At 43.6% G+C, this 16,387-nt stretch carries 16 protein-coding genes; all 16 read left to right on the forward strand.

From position 1 onward, the window contains the following. The first annotated feature begins 11 nt into the window (after positions 1–11). The gene (locus tag LF822_RS13135) at positions 12–1,358 is read left to right on the forward strand and encodes a PTS ascorbate transporter subunit IIC (protein WP_253924519.1); all 1,347 of its coding nucleotides are present in this window, start codon (positions 12–14) and stop codon (positions 1,356–1,358) included. A gap of 60 nt (positions 1,359–1,418) precedes the next feature. Next, positions 1,419–3,419 carry a transketolase gene (gene tkt / locus LF822_RS13140; protein WP_253924520.1) on the forward strand — a complete coding sequence of 667 codons (2,001 nt, stop codon included), beginning with the start codon at positions 1,419–1,421 and terminating at the stop codon, positions 3,417–3,419. Positions 3,420–3,605: 186 nt separating this feature from the next. Further along, a complete protein-coding gene (locus LF822_RS13145) occupies positions 3,606–4,151 on the forward strand; it encodes a hypothetical protein (protein ID WP_253924521.1) in 546 nt (181 codons plus the stop codon). Positions 4,152–4,171: 20 nt separating this feature from the next. Beyond that, positions 4,172–4,396, forward strand: coding sequence for a hypothetical protein (locus LF822_RS13150; RefSeq protein ID WP_253924522.1), 225 nt, complete (start codon positions 4,172–4,174; stop codon positions 4,394–4,396). 175 nt (positions 4,397–4,571) lie between these two features. After that, the gene (gene rfbA / locus LF822_RS13155; protein WP_253924523.1) at positions 4,572–5,504 is read left to right on the forward strand and encodes a glucose-1-phosphate thymidylyltransferase RfbA; all 933 of its coding nucleotides are present in this window, start codon (positions 4,572–4,574) and stop codon (positions 5,502–5,504) included. Then, positions 5,497–6,525, forward strand: coding sequence for a dTDP-glucose 4,6-dehydratase (gene rfbB / locus LF822_RS13160; RefSeq protein ID WP_253924524.1), 1,029 nt, complete (start codon positions 5,497–5,499; stop codon positions 6,523–6,525). Before rfbA ends, rfbB begins: the two co-directional genes overlap by 8 nt. Then, positions 6,489–7,451: a glycosyltransferase family 2 protein gene (locus LF822_RS13165; RefSeq protein WP_253924525.1), complete on the forward strand. Its 963-nt coding sequence runs from the start codon at positions 6,489–6,491 to the stop codon at positions 7,449–7,451. Before rfbB ends, LF822_RS13165 begins: the two co-directional genes overlap by 37 nt. Positions 7,452–7,455: 4 nt before the next feature. Then, a complete protein-coding gene (locus tag LF822_RS13170; RefSeq protein WP_253924526.1) occupies positions 7,456–8,145 on the forward strand; it encodes a GNAT family N-acetyltransferase in 690 nt (229 codons plus the stop codon). 3 nt (positions 8,146–8,148) lie between these two features. Continuing rightward, complete coding sequence (locus LF822_RS13175; RefSeq protein WP_253924527.1) at positions 8,149–8,505, forward strand: EamA family transporter; 357 nt, start codon at positions 8,149–8,151, stop codon at positions 8,503–8,505. Next, positions 8,502–9,641 (forward strand): dTDP-4-amino-4,6-dideoxygalactose transaminase, encoded by a 1,140-nt coding sequence (gene rffA / locus LF822_RS13180; protein ID WP_371925912.1) that lies wholly within the window; start codon positions 8,502–8,504, stop codon positions 9,639–9,641. Before LF822_RS13175 ends, rffA begins: the two co-directional genes overlap by 4 nt. Beyond that, the gene (locus LF822_RS13185) at positions 9,604–11,295 is read left to right on the forward strand and encodes a DUF6044 family protein (protein ID WP_253924529.1); all 1,692 of its coding nucleotides are present in this window, start codon (positions 9,604–9,606) and stop codon (positions 11,293–11,295) included. Before rffA ends, LF822_RS13185 begins: the two co-directional genes overlap by 38 nt. A 301-nt stretch (positions 11,296–11,596) precedes the next feature. Then, positions 11,597–11,875, forward strand: coding sequence for a YhdT family protein (locus LF822_RS13190; RefSeq protein WP_253924530.1), 279 nt, complete (start codon positions 11,597–11,599; stop codon positions 11,873–11,875). After that, complete coding sequence (gene panF / locus LF822_RS13195; protein WP_253924531.1) at positions 11,872–13,341, forward strand: sodium/pantothenate symporter; 1,470 nt, start codon at positions 11,872–11,874, stop codon at positions 13,339–13,341. Before LF822_RS13190 ends, panF begins: the two co-directional genes overlap by 4 nt. After that, positions 13,342–14,568 (forward strand): M20 family metallopeptidase, encoded by a 1,227-nt coding sequence (locus tag LF822_RS13200; protein ID WP_253924532.1) that lies wholly within the window; start codon positions 13,342–13,344, stop codon positions 14,566–14,568. Next, positions 14,568–15,635, forward strand: coding sequence for a tartrate dehydrogenase (locus tag LF822_RS13205; RefSeq protein ID WP_253924533.1), 1,068 nt, complete (start codon positions 14,568–14,570; stop codon positions 15,633–15,635). The genes LF822_RS13200 and LF822_RS13205 overlap by 1 nt, the downstream gene beginning before the upstream one ends. Then, positions 15,635–16,381, forward strand: a complete 747-nt coding sequence (locus LF822_RS13210) for an SDR family NAD(P)-dependent oxidoreductase (protein WP_253924534.1) — start codon at positions 15,635–15,637, stop codon at positions 16,379–16,381. Before LF822_RS13205 ends, LF822_RS13210 begins: the two co-directional genes overlap by 1 nt. The last annotated feature ends 6 nt before the right edge of the window (positions 16,382–16,387 follow it).

Genomic DNA, 16,387 nt, shown 5'->3' on the forward strand with positions numbered 1-16,387 from the left:
AGGAAAGAACGATGAACAGCATTCTTACGACCTTAATAGATATTTTAAGTGAACCTGCCATATTAGTAGCTCTTATTGCCTTAATCGGACTTGTAGCTCAAAGAAAAAATTTATCGGATACGATGAAAGGGACGACGAAAACCTTTGTCGGCTTTCTAGTGATAGCCGCAGGTGCAGGGATTTTAGAAACCTCTTTAGAACCTTTTGGAGCTATGTTTCAGGAAGCGTTTAATGTTTCGGGAGTAGTTCCTAATAATGAAGCTATCGTAGCGCTGGCATTAAATGAGTATGGTTCTAATACGGCATTGATTATGTTTTTTGGAATGATTGTTAACATTTTAATTGCTAGATTTACAAGATTTAAATACATTTTCCTTACCGGTCATCATACATTATATATGGCCTGTATGCTTGCGGTTATTATGGCTGTAGCCGGTTTTGACTCCGTGGGTCTCATTGCTGCTGGTTCAGTTGCGCTTGGTATCATAATGACCTTATCACCTGCGATTCTGCAGCCATTCATGCGTGAGCTCACAGGTAACGATAAAGTCGCCTTGGGACATTTTAGCGCTGTAGGCTATGCATTAAGTGCGCTTGTAGGTAAAGCGGTTAAAGGGAAAAATTCTACATCCACTGAAAAAATCGATTTTCCAAAAGGGCTCGGATTTTTAAGAGACAGCACTGTGAGCATCGCTCTAACAATGGTAGTGATGTATATGATCGTGGCGTTAGCGGCAGGCCCTGCCTATATCGAAGCTGAACTTAGCGACGACACTAATTTTCTCGTGTTCTCCCTCGTGCAGGCCGGTAACTTTGCTGCAGGCGTGTTCATCATTCTTGCTGGTGTCCGCCTGGTTTTAGCTGAAATTGTACCTGCTTTTAAAGGGATTTCTACAAAATTGGTTCCAAATGCGAAACCGGCTTTGGATGTGCCGATTGTTTTCACTTATGCGCCTAACGCTGTACTAATCGGTTTCTTCTCCAGTTTTATAGGTGGCCTGTTCAGCATGGCAGTAATGGCTATTGTGGGCAGTACCATTATCCTGCCGGGAGTTGTCCCACACTTTTTCACGGGTGCTGCTGCTGGTGTGTTTGGTAATGCTACGGGAGGTATCAAGGGAGCTGTATCAGGCTCATTCGTCAATGGGGTAATTATTTCTTTTCTACCCGTTTTTCTACTGCCGGTATTAGGGGAGCTAGGATTCGCGAATACCACGTTCTCTGATGCTGACTTTGGTGTTGGGGGTATTTTCTTCGGTTCCCTTGCTAATTATGGAGGACCTATCGCTATAGTTATAAGTTTGATTGTTATCCTGGCACTTATGGTCATTCCTTTTAGAGGAAAGAAAAGCGCATAATTAAAATAAGAAGGGAGGGGATTCTCTCCCTTTAAATTTTTTAATATGGAGGGAGATTTCATGTCTATATCTGCACAAAATCTGTCAGAGTTATCGATTAATACGATTCGGATGTTGAACATAGATAGTGTTGAAAAGGCTAAGCATGGTCATCCAGGCATGCCGATGGGGGCAGCTCCAATGGCTTACGCATTATGGAAAAACATAATGAATATAAATCCGGAAAACCCCGGCTGGGTTAACAGAGATCGGTTCATTCTATCAGCAGGTCATGGATCCACCTTGCTGTACAGTCTGCTTCATTTGGCATGCTATAATTTGACTATCGAAGACTTAAAGGAGTTCCGCAGGTATGGCAGTAAGACGCCGGGCCATCCCGAATACGGAGTTACGCCTGGGGTAGAGGTAACTACAGGCCCTTTAGGACAAGGGATCCCGTCAAGTGTAGGTATGGCTGTCGCAGAGAGACATATGGCAGAGAAGTACAATCGAGAGAACTTTCCTGTGATTGATCATTATACTTATACAATTTGTGGAGATGGAGATTTAATGGAGGGCGTTTCTTATGAAGCAGCGTCCCTGGCCGGTCATTTGGGGCTTGGCAGGTTAATTGTTTTGTATGATTCAAATGATGTCAGTCTGGATGGAGAACTGAGTCTATCTTTCTCTGAAGATATCAGGAGCAGGTTCACCTCATGTAACTGGCAATATATAAATGTAGAAGACGGAAATGATTTAGAAGCAATAGAAGCAGCATTAATAGAAGCAAAGGCTGACGAAGAGCGTCCATCTATAATTGAGATTAAAACAATAATTGGCTATGGTGCTCCAAGCATTCAAGGAACTAGTGATGCCCACAGTGACCCGCTTGGAGTTGAAGAAATTAAAAGAGTGAAGCAGTCGTATAATTGGAGTTTCGAAGAGGACTTCTTTGTGCCTGATGAAGTATATGATGATTTCAAAACAATCAAGGAGAACGGTAGGAAGAAAGAGAAAGCCTGGGAGCAGTTATTTATGGAATATAAACAAGCTCATCCTGAAACAGCTGTAGAACTTGAAAGAATCATAAATGGAGAGCTTCCCGAAGATTGGACAGGTTCGCTGCCTCAGTACAAAGAAGGGGATACGTTAGCTACCAGAGTGGCTTCAAGTGAAATACTGAACACATTGTCCAGGTCCGTCTCCGAATTGATTGGGGGATCAGCAGACTTAGATTCATCTACGAAAACAAGATTAAAAGATGAACTTGATTTTTCAAGAAACGACTATAGCGGACGTAACTTTAGGTTCGGAGTAAGAGAATTCGCAATGGGGGCAATTGCAAGCGGGATGGCTCTTCATCATTTAAGACCCTTTGTGAGTACCTTTTTTGTTTTCTCAGATTACCTGCGACCGGCCATTCGACTAGCCTCTCTTATGGGACTTCCGGTAACTTATGTTTTTACTCATGACAGCGTGGCTGTAGGTCAGGATGGACCTACTCATGAGCCGGTCGAACAACTGGCCTCATTTAGAGCAATGCCAAATCTTTCCGTAATCAGGCCGGCAGATGGCAACGAGACGAGAGAAGCCTGGAAAATAGCTATGGAACAGAGAGATCGACCTACTATGATTGTATTAGGAAGGCAGGGACTTCCTACTCTTAAGGGTACAGAAGCCTATGCTTCCGAAGGTTTGAAAAGAGGAGCGTATGTTCTCTCTGAACCTGTGGAAAAGCCGGACGGTATTCTCATTGCTTCAGGGTCTGAAGTGCAATTGGCTGAAAAAGCTCAGGAAGCCCTGTCCTTAGAAGGTATTCATGTCCGTGTTGTCAGTATGCCTTCCTGGGATTTGTTTGAGAAACAGTCAACGGAATATCAAAAGGTAGTTTTACCCGATCATTTGCAGGCGCGGCTGACAATAGAGATGGGATCTAAGCTTGGGTGGCACGAGTATGCTGGAACTAAAGGTGCTGTGATGAGTATTGATACGTTTGGAGTTTCCGGTCCGGGGGATGAAGTGATTAAAAAGTTTGGATTTACTGTAGAAAATGTAGTCAACCTTTTTAAAAAAATAATTTAATCATAAGGCAGTCTTTTACAGGCTGCCTTATTTTTTGCTTATAAGAAGAGGTGTGACCGTTCTGTGCCATAGGTAACAAGAGTAAAAAATTCAGATGGTAAAAATTATCCAACTTTGTATCATTCTGTGTTCAATGTAGAATTTCTATGATATTTTGGTCGCAACCACTAGAAGGGAGAGGATCCTTTGAAGAAAGAACTCAGCCTATTTATTGCATCTGTGATGATGCTATTGGTTTTCACCCCTGTTATGGAGAATGCCCAGGCGGCCGATAATGAAGACTTAGGTAATTCCGAACAGCAGGAAGCGGTGCAGCTTGAAAAGGAACTACGTGAAAATGACATAACAGAGCTTGATATTGTTACTGGGTTGGACGAACAATTGTCGAGTACCCCGGCATATAATGAACAAACCACCGTTCAGGCTCAAGGCGTTAAATCGAAAACAGCCGCTTATGGAGCAAAGCAAATGATCACAATGCTTGAGAATACAGGTAAATATGCCTGGAACAGTTCAGTAAAAGAATATGTAGACAAACTGCCGATCTCAACAGCATCTAAGAGTACCTTAGAAAAATACTTAGGATATCAATTTGTTATGGAAACCTTAAACGTTGTGATTAATTTTCAAGGAGATATTACAGAAGCTCTTTCTCTTCAAATGCAAAACGCAGGTCTCCCAAGCTGGTTATCGGGGATAGCTGCTAGAACGCTGGTATTCTTACTTCTTTAATTACAGAAAGAGGGAGGAGCATGAAAAATCTCTTAAGGTTGATTATTTTTATCACAGGAGTTTATTTACTGTCTCACCTGATAATTGGATTAGACATTGAGCGTAATGTAATGATGTTTGGAGTGAAAACCCCTATCACTTATAGTTTGATTACAAGAATTACAGGAGCTGCCTTTTTTGGAAGTCTGCTTCTATATGTCCTGAAATACAACCGCAGTAATTCCTCGAATAACCAAAAAGCCTGAGCCATACTAAGAAAGCCTGCAGCAGCAAACCCTGCAGGCCTTTGTTTGTGACGATCGATTTTTTTAATGGGTACCAGGTATCAAACTTTAAACTGTAATGAAAATGTAAGAGTCAGCAACCTAAAAAAAGGTAATAAGGGTAGTATAACTAATTTTATGGAGTGGGGTGATCCGTGTGAAGGGAATTATTCTTGCCGGGGGGAGCGGAACAAGGCTGTCTCCAAACACCATCAGTGTCAATAAACATTTGCTTGCTGTCTACGACAAGCCGATGATTTATTATCCCTTATCTGTATTAATGCTTGCAGAAATTGAAGAGATTTTAATTATTAGTTCCCCTGAGGATGTAAATAGATTTGAAAGTCTTCTGGGTAATGGTGAATCTTTAGGTATTTCGATTACCTATCAATCACAAGAGAAGCCAAATGGAATACCAGAAGCATTAATAATTGGAGAAGATTTCATAGGTGAGGACGAGGTGACTTTAATTCTCGGGGACAACATCTTTTATGGGCAGGGATTCACAACACTTCTGCGTAAAGCGATCAAGCAGCATGAGTATGCTACGGTTTTTGGGTACAGGGTAAAAGATCCAGAGCGGTTTGGAGTCGTTGAATTTAATGAAAGAAAAAAAGTAGTCTCCTTAGAAGAGAAGCCGGATGCTCCTAAATCAGACTTTGCTGTAGCAGGTTTATATATTTACGATCACCATGCCGTTGATATTGCTAAACACCTCTATCCCTCAGAGCGGGGCGAACTGGAAATTACTGACCTGAATAAAGAGTATTTACAAAGAAGTCAGCTCAATGTTCAACTGCTTGGAAGGGGATTTGCCTGGATGGATGCCGGTACTCATGACTCGTTATTTGAAGCATCTGAATTTGTGAAAAATATTCAGCAAAGGCAGGGGTTCAAGCTCGCCTGTATTGAGGAAATTGCCTACTATATGGGGCACATCAGTCAGCGCGAGTTAATGCAAATCGGTAATTATATGGCTAAAACGGATTACGGCCAATACTTAATCGATATTGCTAACCGAAAGCATATTGAACAGTATTGGGATGAATTAGACCTCCATCCGATGCTGGAGGTGACAGAGCATGAATAGTATAAAGTCATGTCTGCTCATAACAGGAGGCGCCGGGTTTATCGGATCCAATTTTATCAAGTATTACGCAAACAAATATCCTCATAAGCCAATCCTTAACGTCGATAAGCTCACCTATGCGGGATCGACTTTGAATGTCGACGGGATAGGAGGGAAAGAAAACTATCAATTTATCCAAGCAGACATTACGGATGAAGAAGCTGTAGAGCGTCTGTTTCAAGACTACCCGATCCAGGGAGTTATTCATTTTGCAGCCGAGTCCCACGTCGACCGGTCGATTCAAGATGCAGATTCGTTTATCGATACCAATGTAAAGGGAACTATGAATCTTCTGCAAACAGCGAAACGTGCGTGGGAGGAAAGCGGGCAGCTTAAGACGGCCAGGTTCCATCAAATTTCAACAGATGAAGTTTACGGATCCTTAGATAATGATGACAAATTCAATGAACGCACACCCTACAATCCGCGCAACCCTTACAGTGCCTCGAAAGCTGGTGCTGATTTTTTAGTGAAAAGCTTCGGCTATACATACGGGATGAACATCGTGATCTCCAGCAGCTCCAATAATTACGGTCCCAGGCAGCACGTGGAAAAGCTGATCCCCACAATTATTTCAAAGGCACTGCAACATCAGCCGATTCCTATTTATGGAGATGGGAAACATATTAGGGATTGGCTTTACGTGGAGGACCACTGCCGGGCTCTCGACCTCATCTATCATCATGGAGCTCCCATGGAGAGCTACAATGTTGGAGGTGGGAATGAGATGGAAAATATCAATTTAGCTATAAAAATTTGCGAAATTCTTGATCTAACCTGCCCTGCTCAAAAGGGGCGTTTAGGCAGTTTTCAAGAATTAATCACTTTTGCGGAGGATCGTCCGGGGCACGACCGGAGATATGCGGTGGATGATACCAAACTAAGAGGTACACTGGGGTGGCGGCCGCTCGTTGAAATAGAGAAGGGATTACAACAAACTGTGGAATGGTACGTAGACCAATGGCAGCCGCTCAAACGTTAATTTCAGTAGTTATTCCTGTCTACCGCTGTCAAACCTGCCTGCGTGAATTATGTGACCGGCTTAGGGCTTCAATAAAGGGTCTTACTGCCGATTATGAAATCCTCTTAGTCAACGACGCCAGCCCAGATCATGCATGGGAAACAATCGTTCAATTAGGTAAAGAAGATGAACGGGTGAGAGGTATTGATCTAGCCAGGAATTTCGGGCAGCATTATGCGATTACAGCCGGATTGGACCATACTTCAGGCGACTGGGTGGTGGTTATGGACTGTGATTTACAAGACCGCCCTGAAGAGATTGTGGCCCTTTATCAAAAAGCGCGGGAAGGCTTTGAAGTTGTTTTCGGTCAGCGGGTTCATCGTCAGGACACGTTGAAGAAACGACTTTTATCTAAATTATTTTACCGAATCTATGATTATTTTACAGGACGTTATTCGGATCATACGGTGGCTAATTTCTCTATAGCTGATAAAAAAGTAATAGAAGGATTCAGACAGATGAAGGAACAGAATCGCCTCTATCCTCTTTTTCTTCAATGGATGGGCTACAAGACTGCGAGCATTCCAGTAGAGCATAACGGCAGAGGGGATGGAATGTCGTCATACAGCTTAAAGAAGCTGGTAACACTTGCGACTGATACGATTATCGCCCAGTCGAATAAACCATTAAGATTATCGATTCAGTTAGGTTTTTTTATATCGGTCGGATCTTTCCTGTATGGTCTGTATTTATTTATCCGCTACTTCTTTATGGATTACCATGTTCAAGGCTGGACAAGCGTAATGGTCAGCATGTATTTCATTGCCGGGCTGATGTTTTTTAATTTCGGAATCCTGGGATTGTATATTGGAAAAGTGTTTGATGAAGTTAAAGGAAGACCGCTTTATCTGATTCGGGAACAGATTAATGAGAGGGAACGGAGGTGAGCGTATGGTACTGGACTATTTACGTCCGACCCCGTGGGATGTAAGGAACTTTCATATCGATACGTTTGAAGTGATGAGCCTGGAGGAAGAAGCCCTGTTGGAAACGGACGAACGAGAAGGACACTATACTATCAAAATTGAGCCTTTTGATAATCCGAAGCGGTTGTTAGAGCATGGGTTTTATTATGTCGATACTTTAATTGAACCCGTGTGTGAGAGGAACAAGCTGAACATGTTCGATCAGGAAGGAACAATGGTTTCAACTGGGTATGATCGAGCGAGTATATTAACGATCGCTGAAGAGACGTTTGCTCATGGACGATTCCACCGGGATTTTAACATTCCTAATGAGCAGGCAGATCAAAGGTACATGAACTGGGTGAGTGACTTAATCGATAAAGAGCAGATTTATGCTCTGAAATTTAATGAAGAAATTGCAGGTTTCTATGGTTTTGAAAAAGAGAATGTGCTTCTGCTCGGCATGAGTAAGAATTATCGTCATAAAGGACTGGCGAAGGCATTCACGAGTCAAGCATGCAGGAAACACATGGAGGATTCAATGTTAACAGAACTTCGGACGTCTGTATCAGCAGCCAATGTGGCTTCCTTAAATTTATTTCACACTTTAGGCTTCCGATTAGAGAGCGCGAAAGACATCTATCACAAACTAAATCGTCGATCTTCAGGCAGGTGACTTATGGGATATGCATATATTTTTGGCACAATTTTCTTTACGGTTTATGGACAATTAATATTAAAATGGAAAATTGATCAATTTGGCGGTCTGCCGGAGCTCTGGAAAGATAAAATTATATTTCTCCTGCAGCTGCTTTTGAATCCTTTTATCTTATCAGGCTTTTTATCCGCATTCGTGGCGTCCATTTTCTGGATGGCGGCGATGACAAAGTTTGATATCAGCTACGCATACCCATTTATGAGCCTCTCTTTCGTCCTTGTGTTTTTACTTTCAGTCTTAATGTTTGGTGAACCGATTTCTGTTAAAAAGGTGATGGGAGTCTCGTTCATTGTTGTAGGCATTATCGTCATGAGGTGATTCAATTGATTCCATTTAACCGGCCGTGTGTGGTTGGAGGAGAAGAAGAATACATGCAGGAAGCGATCTCCCGCGGGAAGCTTTCTGGGAAGGGGCCGTTTGGGAAGAAATGCTCGCGCTGGCTGGAAGATCAGCTGGGCTGCGAACGGGCATTTATGACTCCATCCTGCACAGCTGCACTGGAAATGGCAGCTCTTTTAACGGAAGCAGGACCGGAGGGTGAAGTGATTATGCCTTCCTACACTTTCGTTTCCACTGCTAACGCCTTTGCATTAAGAGGCGCAGCCATTCGCTTTGTCGATGTCGATGAAAAAACGCTCAATATTGATCCTGAGCAGATCAAACAGGCGATAACCAGGCGTACGAAAGCCATTGTGGTCGTTCATTATGCTGGAGTCGCATGCGAGATGGATGAAATTATGAAGCTGGCGGAAGAGCACGGCTTGTGGGTGATTGAAGATGCAGCCCAGGCGTTGACAAGTACGTATAAAGGAAGGCCGTTAGGAGCTATCGGCCATTTATCTGCGTTCAGTTTCCATGAGACGAAAAATTATACGTGCGGGGAAGGGGGGGCTTTGATTATTAATCATGCCCCTTTGATCGAACGGGCTGAAATGATTCAAGAAAAAGGAACCAATCGAGCTCAATTTTCCCGCGGAATGGTCGACAAATATTCGTGGCGTGATCTCGGATCCTCCTATGTGATCAGTGAACTGAATACAGCTTATCTTTACCGGCAGTTGCAAAACATAGGTCAAATTAATAAAGACCGTAAAAAGACTTGGAAAGCGTATGCTGAGGGACTTGAGCATGTGATGGCATTAAATAACGTCGAAGGTCCTCACATTCCTGACGAAGCAGAGCACAATGCACACATGTTTTATTTGAAGTGCAGGAATCATAATGAGCGCGCCGAACTCATGGATTATTTAAAAAAGAATGACATTGTTTCAGTCCCGCATTACGTACCCTTACATTCCTCTCACGCGGGAAAAAAGTATGGAGTGTTTGCAGGCGAAGATCTTTATACAACGAAAGATAGTGAACGATTGGTAAGACTGCCGTTATATTATGGAATGTTAGAAGAGGATGTCCGTTATGTCGTCAAGCAAATTCAGCTTTTTTATCAAGTATAAATGGAATGTACTAGCGTGTATCGTTTTAACAGCTTATCTCTTTCCTTACTTTTCTCTAGGAGGAGATACACACATTCGGGTGCACGATAACATGGATTCAAATATCGTGTGGTACAAACTGCTTGCGGAGACTGAACAGCTCTTTGCAGGCCCAGGGGCATCGATTCCCAATGTCATAAATGGGCTGCCGCGGAGTGCTCTTCCATCAGCGTTCGACGCTGTAACATGGCTGTATGTTTGGTTTGAGCCTTTTACCGCTTATACGATCAGCCAGACGATTATGCGCTTCGCTGCTTTTTTTGGCATGTATTTATTACTGAGCCGTTTCGTCATGCGTGATTTTCGAGGATCGTGGCTGACGGCTGGCAGCTCCTTAGCCTTTGCCATGCTGCCCTTTTGGCCATCAGGTGTCTTAACCATTGCCGGATTACCCCTGGCCTTTTACTTGTTCCTTACGATCAGGCAGCAGGGAGGAATGACGCCGTGGTACGTGTGGCTCGGTGTAGGCTTGATCCCGCTACTATCTAATTTTATCTTAACCTTTATTTTCTTTCTCGGCTTGATGGGTCTACTCTGGTTCGTTGAATGGATAAGAAAGAAGCGGCTGAATCTGCCTTTCTTTATTGCTGTCGCTGGCATGACAGCGATATATCTATTTAAAAATTACATGCTGCTCTACACGATGTTCTTCGATTCCACATTCAATTCACACCGAGAGGAGAATGAACTAGGTCATAAAGGTCTTCAAGATACACTTGATCTTTTTGTACATAATTTCCTTTATGGGCACACACATGATATGGCGGTGCATACATCCATAGTACTGCCTGTCATTATTTTTGGGGTGTTTATTGCCATCGTCCGCGGAGGCTATCCTACCCGTCTGGTCTTACTTTTTGCCGTGACACCTCTTCTTTCCATCTGGTATGCCTTTTGGTATTGGGAAGGGTTTCGGCCGCTTAAAGACAGCTTAAACTTACTAAATACCTTTAACTTCGCCCGTATTCATTTTTTTGACCCCATGATCTGGTACGTATGCTTTGCCCTGGCATTAGGTATTGTAGTTAAGCAGGTGAAAGCAGGTTGGTTAATTGCAGCAGCTCTTCTGATTGCACAGTGCTGGAACATTTTCCAGTTGAATGAAGAAAATAAATACAGTGAAATCAACACCCCGACATATAATGAGTTTTACTCTACGGAATTATTTGATGAAGTTAAAAAGTATATCGGTGAAGATCCTTCAGCGTACCGGGTGATTAGTGTAGCAATGCACCCGGCGATTGCGCAATATAACGGATTTCATACATTAGACACATACAATAATACGTATCCACTTGAATATAAACATCAATTCCGTGAAGTGATTGCTGGAGAACTGGAGAAGAGTCCCACATTAGAAAATTACTTTGATACATGGGGAGGCAGAGCCTACACGTATTCAAGTGAACTAGGAAAACACTATATGTTCAAGAAGTCGAGTGACCGCTCGATCGAGGAGCTCTCTCTTAATACTGAAGCCTTAAAAAGATTAGGCGGACAGTATGTTTTCTCAGCCCTGCCCATAGAAAATCACGAACAACTCAACCTCCGCCACGAACAAACATTTGAAAACGAAGATTCCCCATGGAGAATTCACCTGTACCAAGTACAGTGAAAATTGAATTTTAGCATCTTTTTTTGTACCGGGTACGCAACAATTAAGGTTCTGTACCGGGTACAGAATCTTCCATCCTCTGTACCCGGTACCTACTACCCATAATGTCCAATTCATCTTGTTCTTTTTTTACAGTGTGTCTAGTTTACAATAGAAAGAAGTAATGGTTTGTCTAATGTATGGGAAGGGAATTAATTGTACAATTAATTTCGAATGTTCCGAAAAAATAAAGGAACAATACTTTTATAATAGAAATCATTGTTAACGAAGCATACAAATCTATGCAAAGGAGCTGGACAATATGCCTTCACAGGAAGATTATCGTTTTAAAATTGCCAATCGCGAAGCTTTGATTGGTGTGGGACTGGCTGTCATCAACTTTGTTTGGTGGTTTGCCTTTGCCTATGGTTTAGGCAGCCGTCCGCCTGAAGAATACAGTTATATCCTCGGGCTGCCTTCGTGGTTTTTTTACAGCTGTATCGGGGGATTTGTTCTCATTGCTGCACTCGTAACATTTGTAGTCAAAGTCTTTTTTGTAGAAGTTCCGCTGGAGGATGAAGGGAGGGGTGACCGCTCGTGAATATAGCTGTCATCATCCCTTTAGTCGTTTTTCTCGTAATCATTTTTGGTGTTGGTTTTCTGGCTAGCCGCTCACTAACCAAATCCGATCAAGATTTTATGCAGGATTATTTTCTTGGCGGACGTCAGCTTGGAGGATTTATTTTAGCGATGACGATGATCGCTACATACGGTAGTGCAAGCAGTTTTATAGGCGGACCTGGTGTTGCTTATAATGAAGGATTTGGCTGGGTGCTGCTTGCAATGGCGCAAGTGGCATCAGGTTATTTTGTACTTATGATTCTCGGGAAAAAGTTTGCAATTATGGCGAGACGATACAATGCCGTCACTCTGACAGATTATTTAAAAGGACGTTACCAAAGCAAATGGGTCGTCTTAATCGCAGCTTTTAGTATTATTATTTTTTTATTCTCTGCAATGGCTGCTCAATGGGTCGGCGGCGCCCGTTTAATTGAATCGCTCACGGGTCTCAATTATACATCGGCACTTTTCATTTTTGCATTATCGGTTCTTATTTATGTGGTCATCGGCGGATTTAAGGCCGTGGCTTTAACCGATATGATACAAGGCGTTGTTATGGTGGGAGGAACGTTGATTCTACTGATCGCTACGATCATTGCAGGCGGCGGGATTACAAATATTATGGCTGACTTAACAGCCGAGAACCCTTCCCTCATTACGCCCTTTGGAGCGGAAGATAGCTTAACACCCTCTTATGTATCTTCGTTTTGGATTTTAGTAGGTGTAGCCGTCGTCGGTCTGCCTCAAGTTACGGTTCGTGCCATGTCATACAAAAGTTCACGCGCGATGCACCGCGCTCTTATTATTGGTACGTTTGTCGTAGGTTTTATTATGTTGAATATGCACTTAATCGGGGTGTTTGCCCGCCCGATTCTTCCAGGAATTGAAGTTGGAGACACGGTCATTCCGCTGATTGCGCTAGAAGTTCTTCCGGCGTGGGTGGCCGGCGTTGTGCTCGCTGCACCGATGGCCGCGATTATGTCGACCGTGGATTCCCTGCTGCTTCTCGTCAGTTCTTCTGTCGTCAAAGATATTTACGTCAATTACGTTAAGCCTGATGCATCCTATCGGAGGATTAAGCGAATGAGCTTTGGCGTTACAGCCATTCTCGGTATTCTCGTGTTTCTCATGGCCCTTAACCCGCCCGATTTATTAATTTGGCTTAACCTGTTTGCATTTGGCGGCTTAGAAGCAACTTTCATCTGGCCGGTTGTCATGGGGCTCTATTGGAAAACGGGCAATAAATATGGTGCTCTTTCTTCAATGGTTGTAGGTATTGGCTCTTACATTATCATTGATGTTTTCTACACTTCTTTATTTGGCCTGCACAGTGTTTTTTTTCCAGTCATTTTATCTTTTATTGCTTATGTAACAATTAGTCTGGCAACGAAAAATCTTGCGTTAAACGATTATAGTGAACAGCAGAAGATGGAAGGGAGTTTGTAAATGCAAACTAAAATAAATGCACAACAAATAAGGGATCGTGAGGCCGTCATTTCATTAACGCAGCAGCTAGTTAGAATCCCAAGTGTCTTCCGGCCTGGTGTTGAAGGCGGAAATGAGGAGAAAGCCGCTTACTTTGTGGCTGATTACTTAAAAGAAAAAGGCATTGAAGTATATATAGAAGAAGTTGAACCGGGACGTCCTAACATCATTGGTATTATCGACTCTGGTAAGCCCGGGAAGACCCTGCTGCTTGAAGGCCATACGGATGTCGTAACAGAAGGTGATCACGGTGCTTGGCAATATGGCCCGTTTGATGCAGAAATCGTTGACGGCATCATGTATGGAAGAGGGACCAACGATACAAAAGGGAACTTAGCCTGTATGATTACAGCTGTCGATTCCCTTTTACAGGACAACGAAGCGTTCAAAGGCAAAATCATTTTGTGTATTCCATGTGACGAGGAAGGCATGATGATTGGTATTAAGCATTTTATTAAGAACGGCTGGGCGGAAGGTGTCGATGGAGCGATCATCTGCGAGCCTGAAGAAAACCAGGTGTGCATCAGTCAGCGTGGAGCGATAAGGCTGGAACTCACTACTTATGGAAAAATGGCGCATGGCGCGATTTCCTGGAGCGGCATCAATCCCAATCTGCGGATGGCCAAAGTGATTGTAGAGCTGGAAAAGCTCGAAAGAAAAGAACATGAACGGTTAGGAAAGCATCCAACGCTGGGCTGGCCGAGCATTACGCCGACGATTTTACGTGCGCCTGTAAGAGGCGACGCGCAAATCAATGTGATTCCTGATCAGTGCATGACAACGCTGGATATACGCACTGTGCCTGGGCTGGATCATGAGGAACTCAAACAAAAGATCAGAAATATTTTTGCTGAATTAGCTAAGGACGATGAAGACTTTAAAGCTGATTTTAACGTAATTGAAGACCGACCATGGACAGAAACGGACCGAGAAGAACCGATCGTTCAATCTGTGGCAAAAGCGGTCAAACAAATCACTCAAAAAGATCCTGTTTATAACGGCGTCCCAGGAGCGACGGATGGAACGTTTCTTCATATCGCAGGCGTTCCGATTGTAACGATAGGAGCGGGAGATCGTGACATCCCTCATCAAATCAACGAATACGTGGAAGTGGAGGAATTAGCTGTTACGACGCAAATTTACCGTCAGGCGTGTTTGAATTTTTTAAATGAAGAGGATGAATCATAATGCATAAAATTGCTGTTATTCCTGGAGACGGAATCGGTCCGGAAGTCGTCAATGAAGCCCTCGCTTTGTTAGAGGAGATCGTTAAACAGGATTCGTTAACTTTGAAGTGGGAAGTTTTTGACTGGGGATCAGAATATTATTTACAGCATGGCAGGATGATGCCTGAAGAAAGCTTAGACCAATTAAGGGCATCTGATGCCATCTTGTTTGGCGCGATAGGAGACACGCGGGTTCCTGATGACGTGACAATCTGGGAGCTCATCATGCCGATCCGCAAACAATTTCAACAGTACATTAACTACCGGCCGGCCAGACAGCTCGATGGCATTCAATCCCCGCTTCAAAGTAAAAAGGACATCGATTTTGTAATTATACGCGAAAATGCGGAAGGGGAATATTCGAACATGGGCGGCCATGTTTATAAACATACTAATCAAGAAGTGGCCGTTCAAAATACAGTCATGACACGGGAAGGCTGTGAAAAAGTCGGCCGCTATGCGTTTGATTTTGCCAAAGAGAACAACTACAAAATGGTCACGAGTGCAACGAAATCCAATGCGATCGTTCATACGATGGAGCTGTGGGACCGCTGTATGACAAACATCTCAGAAGACTATCCTGAGGTGGCGTTTGATTCAGTTTACATCGATGCTCTGGCAGCTTCGATGGTCCAGCATCCGGAAAAGTTCGGGGTCGTTGTTGCTTCTAATTTGTTTGGTGACATTCTATCAGACTTAGGGTCAGCCGTCGTTGGCGGACTCGGTGTTTCCCCGTCCGCGAATATAAATCCTGAAGGTACTTATCCGTCCATGTTTGAACCGGTCCACGGTTCAGCACCGGATATCGCCGGAAAAGGTATTGCAAATCCGATCGCGCAAATTTGGTCTCTGGCTCTTTTGTTTGACCATTTAGGGTACACGAAGCACGCGAACATTATCCTTTCATCGATAGAAAGCACGGTGCGGGATCAAGTCGTAACGCCTGATCTTGGCGGAAGTTTTTCAACACAAGAAGTCGGCCAGGCGATACGAGAACGCGTGGCAGCTGCATTTCAGGAGGTGGAATAATGGACGTCAAACATAAAACGATTATTGTTTCTGGGGCAAACGGAGGTATGGGGCTTGCGCTCGTTCATCAATTACTGAAGGAAGGAGCCCAGGTCGTTGGCTGCGATTTAAATCTTGATCAACTAGACAGCGTCCAGCATGATCAACTATCCACTTATGAAGGTAACTTGCTTGATGAGGGTTTTGTCCGACGGGTGTTTCAGGAAACAAATGATCGTTACGGAAAAATTGATGGTCTAGTCAACGCCACAGGACTTGCGCAGCAAGCTGATTCGATTGAGAACGTGTCAGTAGAGACGTGGGAGAACTTGATCGACATTAATATGAAGCTAATATTTTTAACGTGCAGGGAAGCGGCGAAATATATGAAAGCGAAACAGCGTGGATCGATCGTCAACGTCGCTTCCATCTCCGCGGTACGTCCGCGTCCCGGACTGCAAGCATACGTGGCGTCAAAAGGCGGAGCCGAAAGCTTTTCAAGGGCGCTCGCCATCGAATTAGCCGAGGATAACGTGCGAGTAAACACGGTTCATCCAGGTCCGTGTGATACAACTATGCTTGAAAAGTTTACTGCTGATGGCGTGGATATTGAAAAAGCAAAGGATGAAACCTTTAGAAAAAGTGTACCTTTAGGAAAACTTTTAACTCCTGAAAATATCGCATCATCGATCATTTTCCTATTATCCGATCAGGCGGACATGATCACTGGCGCTGCGTTGAATGTAGACGGAGGAAGAGGTATTTAAAGGCAG

It is taken from the genome of Halobacillus sp. A5 (assembly GCF_024189315.1).
In the GTDB taxonomy this organism is placed as follows: domain Bacteria; phylum Bacillota; class Bacilli; order Bacillales; family Halobacillaceae; genus Halobacillus_A.

Excerpts from the sequence above, each read along its gene's own strand:
- LF822_RS13135 (WP_253924519.1), top strand. The coding sequence starts at position 12 with ATGAACAGCATTCTTACGACCTTAATAGATATTTTAAGTGAACCTGCC.
- tkt (WP_253924520.1), top strand. The coding sequence starts at position 1,419 with ATGTCTATATCTGCACAAAATCTGTCAGAGTTATCGATTAATACGATT.
- LF822_RS13150 (WP_253924522.1), top strand. The coding sequence starts at position 4,172 with ATGAAAAATCTCTTAAGGTTGATTATTTTTATCACAGGAGTTTATTTA.
- rfbB (WP_253924524.1), top strand. The coding sequence starts at position 5,497 with ATGAATAGTATAAAGTCATGTCTGCTCATAACAGGAGGCGCCGGGTTT.
- LF822_RS13165 (WP_253924525.1), top strand. The coding sequence starts at position 6,489 with ATGGTACGTAGACCAATGGCAGCCGCTCAAACGTTAATTTCAGTAGTT.
- LF822_RS13170 (WP_253924526.1), top strand. The coding sequence starts at position 7,456 with ATGGTACTGGACTATTTACGTCCGACCCCGTGGGATGTAAGGAACTTT.
- LF822_RS13175 (WP_253924527.1), top strand. The coding sequence starts at position 8,149 with ATGGGATATGCATATATTTTTGGCACAATTTTCTTTACGGTTTATGGA.
- LF822_RS13185 (WP_253924529.1), top strand. The coding sequence starts at position 9,604 with ATGTCGTCAAGCAAATTCAGCTTTTTTATCAAGTATAAATGGAATGTA.
- LF822_RS13190 (WP_253924530.1), top strand. The coding sequence starts at position 11,597 with ATGCCTTCACAGGAAGATTATCGTTTTAAAATTGCCAATCGCGAAGCT.
- LF822_RS13200 (WP_253924532.1), top strand. The coding sequence starts at position 13,342 with ATGCAAACTAAAATAAATGCACAACAAATAAGGGATCGTGAGGCCGTC.
- LF822_RS13205 (WP_253924533.1), top strand. The coding sequence starts at position 14,568 with ATGCATAAAATTGCTGTTATTCCTGGAGACGGAATCGGTCCGGAAGTC.
- LF822_RS13210 (WP_253924534.1), top strand. The coding sequence starts at position 15,635 with ATGGACGTCAAACATAAAACGATTATTGTTTCTGGGGCAAACGGAGGT.